The 12,174-nt window shown below is 68.0% G+C and carries 8 protein-coding genes; 5 read left to right on the top strand and 3 right to left on the bottom strand.

Annotation, left to right across the window (positions count from 1 at the left end):
* Window positions 1-85: 85 nt before the first annotated feature.
* From ACWC91_RS08660 to ACWC91_RS08645, 4 genes are all read left to right on the top strand, one after another.
* On the top strand, window positions 86-925 hold the full coding sequence (locus tag ACWC91_RS08660; RefSeq protein WP_450640397.1) for a hypothetical protein: 840 nt from the start codon (window positions 86-88) through the stop codon (window positions 923-925).
* A 265-nt stretch (window positions 926-1,190) separates the two neighbouring features.
* Window positions 1,191-3,224: a serine/threonine protein kinase gene (locus ACWC91_RS08655; RefSeq protein ID WP_450640398.1), complete on the top strand. Its 2,034-nt coding sequence runs from the start codon at window positions 1,191-1,193 to the stop codon at window positions 3,222-3,224.
* A 75-nt stretch (window positions 3,225-3,299) separates the two neighbouring features.
* The gene (locus ACWC91_RS08650) at window positions 3,300-4,388 is read left to right on the top strand and encodes a DNA polymerase III subunit beta family protein (protein ID WP_450640399.1); all 1,089 of its coding nucleotides are present in this window, start codon (window positions 3,300-3,302) and stop codon (window positions 4,386-4,388) included.
* A gap of 262 nt (window positions 4,389-4,650) precedes the next feature.
* A complete protein-coding gene (locus tag ACWC91_RS08645) occupies window positions 4,651-7,938 on the top strand; it encodes a type ISP restriction/modification enzyme (RefSeq protein WP_450640400.1) in 3,288 nt (1,095 codons plus the stop codon).
* A 20-nt stretch (window positions 7,939-7,958) separates the two neighbouring features.
* Here the strand turns inward: ACWC91_RS08645 and ACWC91_RS08640 are convergent, their stop codons facing one another.
* Together ACWC91_RS08640 and ACWC91_RS08635 are read right to left on the bottom strand one after the other, a co-directional pair.
* A complete protein-coding gene (locus tag ACWC91_RS08640; RefSeq protein WP_450640401.1) occupies window positions 7,959-8,366 on the bottom strand; it encodes a hypothetical protein in 408 nt (135 codons plus the stop codon).
* A 38-nt stretch (window positions 8,367-8,404) separates the two neighbouring features.
* Window positions 8,405-8,737, bottom strand: coding sequence for a deoxyxylulose-5-phosphate synthase (locus ACWC91_RS08635; RefSeq protein ID WP_450640402.1), 333 nt, complete (start codon window positions 8,735-8,737; stop codon window positions 8,405-8,407).
* Window positions 8,738-8,808: 71 nt separating this feature from the next.
* Here ACWC91_RS08635 and ACWC91_RS08630 point away from each other — a divergent pair, with 71 nt between their 5' ends.
* Window positions 8,809-9,483 (top strand): 8-oxoguanine DNA glycosylase OGG fold protein, encoded by a 675-nt coding sequence (locus ACWC91_RS08630; protein ID WP_450640403.1) that lies wholly within the window; start codon window positions 8,809-8,811, stop codon window positions 9,481-9,483.
* 25 nt (window positions 9,484-9,508) lie between these two features.
* On the opposite strand, the gene ACWC91_RS08625 is transcribed toward ACWC91_RS08630, so the two are convergent.
* Window positions 9,509-11,905 (bottom strand): hypothetical protein, encoded by a 2,397-nt coding sequence (locus tag ACWC91_RS08625; protein WP_450640404.1) that lies wholly within the window; start codon window positions 11,903-11,905, stop codon window positions 9,509-9,511.
* Window positions 11,906-12,174: the final 269 nt, after the last annotated feature.

The following is a 12,174-nucleotide window of genomic DNA, read 5'->3' as shown; positions in this document are numbered from 1 at the left end:
TTTGAACATTGACAGAGTTCACACTTCTGTCGCACCATCAGATCGCTCTCAACTCACTCACACCGCCAGAAGGGCCGGCGAATCCATGCGCATGGAAGTGGTCGACGTATCACCGCAGTTGGCGGCCGAGTGGCTCAGTCGGAATACCAACAACCGGCCCCTGAGCAAGAGCACGGTCCAACAGCTCGCGGGGCAGATCCAGCGGGGTGAATGGCAGCTGACGCATCAGGGCATCGCTTTCGACGAGGATCAGGTACTCATCGACGGTCAGCACCGTCTGGCGGCCATCGTCAAAGCCGGGATCACGGTTCCCCTGACGGTCACGCACGGCGTGCCCCGGACCGCGTTCACGGTGATGGACACGGGACGCAAGCGCACCGGCCGCGACGCGCTCGCGCTGGCCGGCGAGGCCAACGCGACCCACCTGGCCGCGGCACTGCGCGGACTGCACCTGTACCTGCACGCACCGAACTCCTCGTGGAGCGGCGGATCCTCGGTGACCAGCAACGACCAGCTCCTGGTCATGCTGGACAAGCATCCCGGTATCCGCGACGCCCTTCACCGCGGCATCGCGTTGAACCGTGGATGCCGCATCACCGTCACAGCGGCGACGATCGGGTGGTACGTCACCACCGAGGCGCGACCCGACATCGACCAGACCACCTGGGAAGAGGGTGTCGTCACCGGCGCGCGCCTGGAACCGGGCGACCCACGTCTGACCCTGCGCAACACGATGCTCAGCCTGGCAGCGGGCCGGACCCACCGCCGCCGGGACGACTCGCGTGAGCACCTGCTCTACTACCTCAAGGCGTGGAACGCCTGGGTGGAGGGCCGTGACATCAAGCTGCTGCGCCGCTCCCCCAACGAGACGATGCCCCGCATCTCCAGCCGCTCGGCCTTGGCATCTTCGGACAACGACGCCTGAAAGAACTGCGTCCTTTCCGGTACGGGTCTTCGCGGACCATCGTGAAGAGATCTGCGAGGTGCCGGACTGATGCGTGCACATGTCGGCGGCGGCGCTGGATCCGGCACGGGGCCGCCACTCCCGCCGAGCAGCGACGACGTCCCCGAATAGGTATTCCCGCTAAAAGCGGTCAACGCATAGCATCCGGACGGGAAGTCATCCGACGGGCCCGCCGGGTCGCGGACCTGGCGGCCCGTCACCTGTCACACGTCCGCCTGCTCAGGCGATGCAGCCACGCGCGAAGGAACCATCTGTGAGCGAAAACGGATCTGGCGGAAGAGTCCAGCCGGCTCGTCCCGGCGACCCGTCCCACATAGGCCCGTACCGAATCATCGGCCGTCTCGGCGCGGGAGGCATGGGAACCGTCCATGCCGGAGTCGCCACCGACGGATCACGTGTGGCCGTGAAGGTGATTCATCCCCAGCAGACCCAGGACCACGAGTTCAGGGCTCGATTCAAACGCGAGGTGGCACTATCCTCGCGTGTGAGCGGCCCGTATCTGGTCCCGCTACTGACCGCCGACACGGACGCGGACAACCCATGGCTGGCCACCGCTTACGTGCCTGGTCCGACGCTGAACGAGCATGTGCTCACGCTGGGACCGCTCACCGGGGGCAGCCTGCACGCTCTGGCGGCCGCCACCGCACAGGCGCTGGCCGCCGTGCACGCCGCGGGCGTGGTGCACCGTGACGTGAAGCCGCAGAACGTCATCCTCACACCTGCCGGCCCGCGCGTGCTGGACTTCGGGATCGCGCACGCCGCCGACGGCACCAGCGTCACGCGTACCGGCGTCATGACCGGTACCCCTGGCTGGATCAGCCCCGAACAATATCGGACGGGGGCCTCCGGGCCCGCGGGTGACATGTTCGCCTGGGGAGCGCTCGTGGCGTACGCGGCCACCGGGAGGCTGCCATTCGGAACCGGCATGCCCGATGTGGTCGCGCTCCGTGTGATGTCCCGAGAGCCGGACCTGGACGGCGTCCCGGCGCCCCTGCGTGACCTGGTGGAGAAGGCGCTGGCCAAGGAACCCGGCGACCGTCCCTCGGCCGCCGAAGCCGCCCAGGAGTGCGTCGAACTGCTGGCGTCCCAGGTGACACAGGTGGTGGGTGCCGATGCGATGCCGACATTCACCCGGGACATGGTCTCAGCCGTCTGGGACGTGCCGGCGGGGGAGGATCCGGCATGGCACCTGCCGCCGAGCCGTTCCAGGAAGCGGTGGGTGGGCGCCGTGGTCGTCACGGCGGCACTCGTCGGTGGCCTGGCCGGCGCAGTGGCAGCCCTGATACCCGACAACTCCGGTGACGGCAGACACCCGGCCTCGGCTCCCCCGTCCTTCACGGCCGACTCCAGCCGACCGTCCACGGAGGACGCGAAAGACGCGAAAGGCAGCACTGGAGCGGAGCAACAGCAATCCGCGAGCGACCGCTCCGCGAGTACGCAGAGCTGGGACCAAGCACGCAAGGCGCAGAGCGCGGGCGAGCACGACGTGGCACGTGCGGTCCTGCACGACGAGGGTGTTCTCTCCCGGGAGCTGAGCGGGGGCATCGACTTCTCACCGGAAGCCATGCGGTTCCACGAGTCACGCCACGAGGTCTACCTCTCGTACCGGCTGAGTTCCGACGAGGAAGGAATGCTGTATGCGGAAACGCAGATCGCCCAGTCGATGTGTCTGACACTGAGGGACGTGGTTCTCCGCCTGCACCCGGATCTGCCGTACCGCACGTATGTCATGGTGAAGGAGGAGAAGGGCACCGATCCACAGGTGACGTGGCAGGACGACTTCATCTCCAACTCACAGTGCCATTCGGCCGCCGACAACGACACCGGACCGGGCTCGGGCGCTGTGCAGGAGTGGGAACCGGACGACAACGGCCTCGCTCAGGCGATGATTCCCAGCACCGACAGCGACGAGATCCGGGTCGCGGACCGCCTCGCCACGAGGATCATCCAGCGGAGCAACGGGATACGCCGGACGCTCGGCACCGATCAAGTGCTCGGCAACAACGAGATCAAAGTGGGCTTCGATCCCGGAGACTCGGCGATGTACATCTGGTCGGACTACGTGCTGTGGAACCAGCAGCAGGTCGAGACCTGGGCGGCCATGGCCGCGGGTGAGGCGTGCCGCGCTCTGGTGAACCAGAGGCAGAGCGCGGGTGCGGCATGGCCGTACTCCCGTTACGCCGTGGCCGAGATCGGCGGCTCCGGCTACCTGATGATCCGTTGGGGAACGGCCACCACGCAGGCCGACTGCCCTGCCTGATCGAGTCGGGCCGGGGTTGACGAGGTTGACCCTCGACCTTGTGGAGGGCCCAGAGTTCCGGGTGTGGAGAACGACATGCGCAGCATCGGGGAGATGGCCCGGGACAGCGGACTGAGCGTCAGCGCGCTCCGGTTCTACGACCGGGCCGGTGTGCTGGTCCCCGCCTGGGTGGACCCGGTGAGCGGCTACCGCTGGTACGGCCCCGAGCAGTGCGAGGAGGCCCGGTTGCTGGCGCGGCTACGCCGGGCCGGTATGCCGCTCGCCGACATCCGCCTGGTGCTGGCCGGCTGGTCCAGCTCCGACACGGTCCTGGTGCGCGGGCTGCTGGAGGCGCACCTGCGCCGTCTCGAACTGGGACTGTCCGATGCACGTGGCGAGTTCTCCACGCTCAGAGCACAACTCGATCACAGGGAGAACCCGATGACTTCGCTCCGCACGGCCAGCGTCCGGCTGTCCGTCCCCGCTCTGGAACTGGCTGCCGCACTGGATGCGGTCCGTTTCGCCGCCAGTACCGACCCGGAACTGCCGATGCTCGGCGGGGTCCTGTTCGACATCGAGGGCGAAGCACTCCGTGTCGTGACCACCGACCGCTACCGGATGGCCGTCGCCCAAGCCCACGCCACCGGGCACGATGGCCCCCGCGCGCAGGCCATCGTGCCCCTCCCGCTCGTCGACGCGATGCGGGCGCTGCTGGACGGCGGGGAATCCGTCCACCTCGCCGTGGACGCCGGCCGTGTGACGTTGGAGGCCGGGGACCGCCAGACGGTCGGCCAGTGCCTCGACCACGACTTCCCCGACTACCGGCGCCTCGTCGACCTGCCCGCCGGGCGCCGGGCGGTCATCGACGTGGCCTCCTTCCGCAAGGCTCTGGAGACGGGTCCCGTCCGTGCGGACAGGACGCGCGAGCAGGACGGCGTGTCCTACGACCTCAGCGTGCTCGCCGTAGCGAACGACGGCACGGTGACCGTCCGCGAGGACGGCGACGACGACCGGAACCACGTCGCCGTCAACCGCGAGTTCCTGCTGCACGCCCTCACCGCCGGTGCCAGGGACGAACTGCTCCTGGAGTTCGGCGCCTCCACGGCCCCACTCGTGATCCGCCGCCCTGACGACGAGCACACACTCTCTCTGCTGATGCCGGTCCGCCTCGACGACCAGGAGTGAGGTCAGCCGTGGGCGGGTGCCGGGCTGAGTACAAGTACTCAGCTTGACGTTTAGCGTCGGTGAGCCCGACCGCCTTGGGGACGCGGACGGGCGACGCCGGGCCGTCGGCTCCCGGCCTGCCACTCCTGCCGCTTCGGGGCGCACGGGTGCGTCAAAGCAACTCCGGTACGCGCCCTGCCATTTCGAGCATGGTTGCCCCATACTCCCCAGCAAGAGGGGTTTGCCCCGTGCCATGTCCGGGGCCCGTGGGCTGGGGGGCACCATGGCTGACGCACACCTTCAGTGGCTTCAGGACGCCGTGTCCGTGTTCGGCGCGGAATGCAAACGGGCTCTCGCCGGACCCGGCGACCGTGAGGCGGCGATCCGCGGACCTCTGGAACAGTTGCTGCGCACCATGGCCGTGAAGCACGCCATGCCTGAGGTCAGTTGGGATCCCGAGACCCGTATCCCGCACCTCGGAGTCCGACCCGACTACGCCGTACGCGTCGCCAGGAACGTCACTGGCTACATCGAGTTGAAGCGGCCGGACAAGAACATCGATCCCGACGCCTTCACCGGCCACGACAAGCGGCAGTGGCAGCGTCTGCGCGACCTTCCGAACCTGCTGTACACCAACGGCACCCACTGGCGTGTCTTCCAGTACGGCGTGCAGATCGGGGAGGAGGTCGTGCTGTCCGGAGCGCTCAAGAACGCCGGGGGGAACCTGACCGCCACCCAGCCGGCCGCCTTCGACGCGCTCGCACAGCGGGTGCTCGGCTGGAAGCCGCAGGACATCCTGCGGGTCTCCGTGCTCGTACAGCACATGGCCCCGCTGTGCCGCCTGCTGCGTGAGGCCGTGCGGGAACAGTTGCGTGCGGAGGCCCAGCTGGATGCCGGCGGGCCCGCCTCGGACCGGCCCTTCACCGGTTTGAGAAGCGACTGGAGGCGCTATCTCTTCCCCACCGCCGACGACGCTACCTTCGCCGATGGATACGCCCAGACTGTCACCTTCGCCCTGCTCCTGGCGCAGACGGAGGGCATCAAGCTCGCCGACATCGGCTTCCACGAGATCGGCCGTCGCCTCAACGCCGGCCACGCCCTGATGGGCAAGGCCCTCCAGTTGCTCACCGACAACGTCAACGAACGGTTCGAGGTGACCCTCGAACTGCTCCGCCGGACCGTCGCGGCCGTCGACTGGAAAACCATCCGCCGGGGCAACCGAGATGCCTACCTGCACCTGTACGAGTCGTTCCTCTCCGTCTACGACGACGAACTGCGCCAGCGCAGCGGCTCCTACTACACCCCGCACCAGGTGGTGGAGGAGATGGTCCGCCTCACCGAGGAGGTGCTGCGCACCCGCCTGGGAAGGTCCCGGGGCTACGGCGACGAGTGCGTCCACATCATCGACCCGGCGATGGGCACCGGCACCTACCTGCACACCGTCATCGACCGGGTGGCGCAGCAGGCGGCCGAACGCTACGGCGACGCCATGGCACCCGACGCGATCGGTCGCCTCGCCGAGCGCCTGTACGGCTTCGAACTCCAGATGGGCCCCTTCGCGGTCGCCGAACTCCGCGCCGCCGACCTGCTCAAGAAGTACGGCGCCCAGCTCCCGCCGGGCGGCCTGAATCTCCACGTCACGGACACGCTCGACGATCCCTACGTCAAGGAGGAGCAGCTCCCCTCCACCTACGCGCCCCTCTCCGTCTCACGCACTCGCGCCAACCACGTGAAGGCCAACGTCCCCGTCACCGTGGTGATCTGCAATCCGCCTTATGACGACAAGGCCGAGAACCGCGGCGGCTGGATCGAGAAGCGGGTGAAGGGCCAGGGCCGCCCGCCCCTGGATGACTTCCGGCATCCGGGCAACGGCCGCTATGAGCACGCGCTGAAGAACATGTACGTCTACTTCTGGCGCTGGGCCACCTGGAAGGTCTTCGACGCGCACGCCGACGACCGGCACGGTGTGATCTGCTTCATCACTCCGTCGGCATTCACCACCGGCCCTGCCGGACGGGGCATGCGCGACTATCTGCGCCGGACGTGCGACGAAGGCTGGGTCATCAACCTGTCGCCCGAGGGACAGCGCTCGGACGTGTCCACCCGGGTGTTCCCGCACGTCGCCCAGCCACTATGCATCTGCATCTTCGTACGGCGCGCGGACCACGTCGCCGGCGGGTCAGCGCGGGTTCACTACCGAGCCCTCCACGGCAAGCGTGCCGAGAAGTTCGCGCAGCTCCGGTCAACACGTCTGGACGAAGACGGCTGGCGGGACACCCACGCGCTGGGGGTACGGCCCTTCACCCCGGCCACCTTGTCGGGGTGGGAGGAATATCCGGCGCTGGACGAGCTCTTTCCGTGGGGCAGCCTGGGGATCACAACGAACAGGTCCTGGGTGAGCTCTCCCTCCGAAAGACTTCTTCAACACCGATGGGCCCGCCTCACCAGGGAAGAAGATGCGGACTACAAGGCCCGGTTGTTCAAGGAGACTCGCGATCGCCAACTCGGCTCACGGCCGACGTGCCTCCCAGGACTCCCTCACCCCGATCGAAGCATTGATGAAGAGGCCCGTACTCGCGCACGGCTCGTGCGGATCGCGCTGCGCAGCTTCGACCGTCAGTGGCTCATCGCAGACAACCGGGTACTTGACTTCCCACGGCCTGATCTGTGGGAGTCCTTGCAGCCTGGACAGGTGTTCCTCAACCAGCAGAGCAGCCACGAAATAAGCAGCGGCCCGGCGGTGGCTGCGACCGCGTTGTTACCGGACACGCACCACTTCAACGGCCGGGGCGGAAGGGTGCATCCCATCCTGCACCCGGACGGCACTCCCAATGTGCCGAGAGGCCTGCTGCGGTACCTGGCCGATGTTCTGGGTCTGAACGGAGTGACCGGGCACGACCTCGCCGCCTACGCGTTGGCCGTCGCCGGCCACAGCGCCTTCACTGAGCACTTTGCCGAGGAACTTCTCACCCCAGGAGTCCGGTTGCCCCTCACCCGCGACGCCGAACTGTGGAGCGAGGCGGTTCGCATCGGCCACGAGTATCTGTGGGCCGCGACTTACGGCGAGCGCGGCAACCCGCCCGATGAGCCCGGGACGGAAGAAGGTGTCGGCTTTCCCGCGGGACATCCTCGGCAGGTGCGGTACGCGACACCGATCGGAACCGCCGTGCCGGACACGCTGCGCTATGACGAGGAGACCGACACCCTGCACGTCGGACCAGGCGTTTTCACGGGAGTTCCGCTGGACGTCTGGAACTACGAGGTCGGCGGCATGCGCATCGTGAAGAAGTGGTTCGGATACCGCAGGGCCTCCCCCACCAGCCGAAAGACCAGCCCGCTCGACGACATCCATGTGACGTCCTGGCCGAGAGAGTGGACCGAGGAGCTGATCGACCTGTTGTCCGTCCTGCGACGGCTGGTGGACCTCACCCCGGCGCAGCAGGCCATCACCACGAAGATCGTGAACTCACCGGTCATCACCACAGCCGACCTCACCTCAGAGGGCGTTCTCCCGCCACCGCCCGGGGCCGGCCGCGCTCGCCGCCGTGTCGTCCTGGACTTCGGCGCGTAGGGGCGGGTCACGTAGCGCCCCTACGCGCCGTCCGCGCCTCTCACGTAAGTCTCGGCCTGCTCCAGGGTCCACGCTCCCTCCGCCAGGCGCTTCAGGGCGTATCCGACGGAGCGGGACGCCGCGCCGCGCGCCACGGTGTCCGCGAAGGACGCGACCGCGCTGAGGCGTGCCGCCATCTCATCGCACTCCGCGGTCCGCAGCGCCGCCGCTCCTGCCCAGGTGAGCTTGAGCGTGCCGCGGTCCCCGTCCTGTTGCTCCACCAGTCCGGTCCACAGCAGTGCGGGCAGGGCATCACGGACCTGGTCTGTGTCGAGGTCCCGGGCCGCGTAGGATTCCGGCGCCGCTTCGGGAGCCGGAAGATCACAGAGGTCCAGTTCCCGCAACAGGCGTTGCTGGGGCGGCGGCAGATGGCCAGTGGGAACGAGCATGGTTTCAGTATGGCCGCGCACCGCGGACCCCGTTGGGGTTACGGCACGTTGAGACGAACGAGCGCCTCGGCAGCCGACTCGCCGCTGCGTTGGGCATACGTCATCCGCTCGCGGATTTCACGGAGACTGCGCGGGCGATATCCGGGCCCGCCGCAACAGCTCTTATGGAAGCGGACGCCCGCGTGGAGCAGGACGGACAGGGTCCGCCAGGCCGCGGTGTCCCGGCGCCGGGGTGGCGCGAAGGCGGATCCGACGTGGATCATCGGCTCCTCACAGCGGGGGCAGAGTCGCTGCGACCTGTTCCCGTCGTACGGCTGCTTGTACGAAGCCCGGCACGGCAGGCAGACGTAGGAGGTCTTCGCGTGGCCCATGTCGCCAGAGTAGGCTCCCGACCTCGCCGAACTCGACGGGATTTCGGACTCGGACTCTCAGGAGCGCCGCGATGCCCACAATGCCCACCGGGACTCCCCTACCCGACCGCGACCAGGTACTCGGCCAGGCGATCCCGTTCGACCGGGCTCGTTGGCTGCCTCTGCTGCCCGATCCCACCTGGTGGCCCACAGAACTCGACGACTGCCCGGTGGTGGCCGGCCGGCCCCGAGTGGACCGCTCCACCGTCTTCGGCATAGCCCGTCGTTCGGACACTGTCGAAGGCCGTCGGCACCTCCTGACCGCCGCCCTGGTCTGGGGCACCGGAACCAGGGCCCGGTCGGTCGCCCGGCGTGCCCGTGTCTTCGGGGAGTCCTCGGCAGAGGACATCGACGCACGCCTGGGCACTGCTCTCGCCGCACTCCGGGAGCAAGGAGCCGTCGCAGCGTACTTCGCCTTCAACAACGAGCAGTGGATCAGGTATCTCGGACCGGCGTTCTTCACCAAGGTGCTGTACTTCGCCGGTCACGAGCGACCTGTCGGATCGTTCCGTCCGCTGATCCTGGACAGTGTCGTCGCACGCGCGTTGCGGTGCGCGGACGCCGACGTGAAGTGGCCGGGTGGCGGGTGGACGACGCCCCGGTACGAGCGGTACCTGTCCCTCGCCCATGACCACGCACACCGGGCGGGTGCCCTGCCGGACCAGGTCGAAGCCGCGTTGTTCCGACACGGCAAGCGGCTGCGATGAAGCACAACGCGTCCCCGCGCCCGGCCTACAGCTCCGTGGTGTGGGGCACGAGGCGAGGAGGCAGTGGGCGGGACGGGCTGGCGTAGGCCGCGTAGGCGCGTTCCTGTTCCCGCTTCCACACCATCAGCAAGGCCTGATCGGTCTGGGGGACGGCCAGACCGACGGTCCTGAGGACAGCGCGGAAGAAGGGCACAGGCCCGCCGTCGGTACCGGTGACGAGTGCGGAGAGCATGGGTGCGTCGGGGGTGATCCCTCCGTCGACCAGACCCAGCAGGCGACGGGCGCCGGTTCCGTCAGCACCGATGTCCAGGCTCCCCAGCGTCACAGTGCTGCCTCCTGCCGCCACTTCGCCGAGCTGCTTCCTCAGCCGTGCGACGGCGTCTCCCTCAGAGGAAATCACCAGGTCCGCGGCAGGCTGCTTCATGTGTGCCGTCTCGGCCGCCCGCAGAGCCCGCTCCGCCCGGGCCTGCCTTTTCGCGTCCTGACTTTCCTGGCTGCGTTTGGCCTCTCGGACACTCTCCCGCGCCGCCTCCAGTGCCCGCTCGACCGAGCGGATGTGGTGGCCGATCATCCTGTCGACAACGGTCGCGGGTTGACGAATCGGAGATACCGGACTGCCGTGGACGGCAAGCCAGTTCTGAGCCAGGCCAAGAGGATTGCGGGCTCGTCCGCGTGCCCTCTTGCTCAGGGTCGGCAGTAGATCTTCGAGCGCCGCCATCAGGGAGCGCAGGCGCCGCACCTTCGAGGTGTCAGGCGTCGTGCGGGCTGCGTTGTGCCGCTGCGTCATCTTCTGCCGGGCACCCAGGCCCTGGACCTGGGTGAGACCGAGCGACCTGGACTCGGCCCGTCCCTTGACCGCCGACACCGGCCGGTGCACCACGGACTGTGGCGGCACAAGCGACAACCGTGGCGGCATCGCGCGCGGCGGGGCACCATACGCGGCGAAGGCCCGCTCGGTTTCAACGGTGGCCCAGCTCCCGATGAGGGTCGACGACGCTGCGTTCGGCACTCCGAGTTCGGAAAGTACGCGGAACAGATACGGAAGGGGCTGTCCCTTGCTGTCCCGGATGAGCGCGGAGAGGACCGGCACGTGTTCCCGCAGCGGGGTGTCGGCCGCGACCAGCAGATCCCGCCGTCCTGTGTCCGAATAGTCCGCGAGAGCGGGGCTTACCTTGCGGATCAGGGTTGCCCATGTGGTCGTGGTCTGCAGACGCGCGTGTTGCGCAAGGGCATCGCGCACGGCTGTCACCATTTCGGACCGAGTGAGGGGCGCGGGGCCGGCCGGGGCTTTGGTGAAGGAAGCGGATGTCACGTTCCGGGCGGGTTCGGGCTTCCATCGCTGCTCAGGCGCCTTGGGTTCGGTCCCACGTGGCGCGGGTACCACCGGACCGGAGACCTCGGAGGGCATCCACAAGCCGGTGCGCTGGGCTTCATGCGCGTTGAGGCGCACGTACTTCTTGACCTCGACGACCCAGCCCGCGGTGTCCTCACCGACAAGCAGGCGTGCGCTGCCGGCGACGCGGTAGACGTGATCAGCGGGTGGCTCCCCCGTGTCACGCGGCAGCGAGATCAGGCCCCGGACGATGGGGCTGTCCATGGGTTTGACGTCAGCCACAAGCAGCCGCCGGCCCTCTGCCGCGAACGGGGAGTCGGCTGGTACGACAGCATCCGGGGCAGGTGCGAAGACAAGCCCGCTCTGGAGGGGAAACGCAAAGGGCTTGGGGTGCGGTCGTGAGAGGTGGATGCGCTCGCTGTCAGGCGTGACGATGCCGGTCGACGTCAGCACGCAGTCCTCCAGAGGGGTCCAGGACACTTTGCGGTCCCGGCCCTCCGCTCCGATGTGGACGCGCCGTTCACCACCGACCGTTTCGCAGCGCACCCTGAGGGAGTAACCGTGGCGGCCGAGGAAGTGTTGGGTGATCGGGCCCTCGGAGGCGAAGATCCAGTCGATGTCATCGGCGTCCGCGGCAAGTTCGCCTTCCGCCCGTCGCCAGGTCCGGTAGTCGATCGAGCTGAGCTGAAAGCGCAGTCGGCGTCGACTGTCGGGCAGGTGCACGTCCACCGCGCCCACGGGCCCGGTACCGAGATCCCGCGTCTGAACCTGCCCGCGCAGCTTCCCCCTGCTGAGAAGGCGTTGCACACCCTGCTTGATGAAAAGGTGGTCGGCACTCGACTCGCCGTTGTTCGTACGGTGACAGACCGGGGCGGTCGGGTGGTGGGCGAAGTGGCACACCTTCGTCGTGCAACGCCGGGCGGTCAGCTCTCCGCCGCAGCCTCCGAGTTGCAGACCGCACCAGTAGGTGTAGTTCGGGTGCGCCTCGGTCCATCTGTCCAGTTCCCGCGCGTTCATCGGCAGGATCACCGGCTGGTCGGAGTTCTTGTGACCGATCACGGCCGTCTGCACTAGACGGTGGTCGAGCATGGAGCCTCGCAGGAGCAGGCCCGGCTATCTACGTCCAGCCGAGCACAGGTGACGCTGACGCCAACAGTATGCGCTTCGTGCACAGAGTTCACAATGACTGAACTTCAAAAAACACAGGGCAACTGACTGACCGTCGGCGGGGACGCCGCGGCAGCGCTCGCTCGCAGAGCCTGCCGTTCCAGCTTCGAGGAATGTCGATCGTGCCCGGTCGTCGCGCGGCGAACCGTGCAGCTTGTCGTGGGCAAGTCATTGCAGCCCCAGCGGAAGAC

Source organism: Streptomyces sp. NPDC001204 (assembly GCF_053598035.1).
This window is presented reverse-complemented; position numbering and strand designations above follow the sequence as displayed.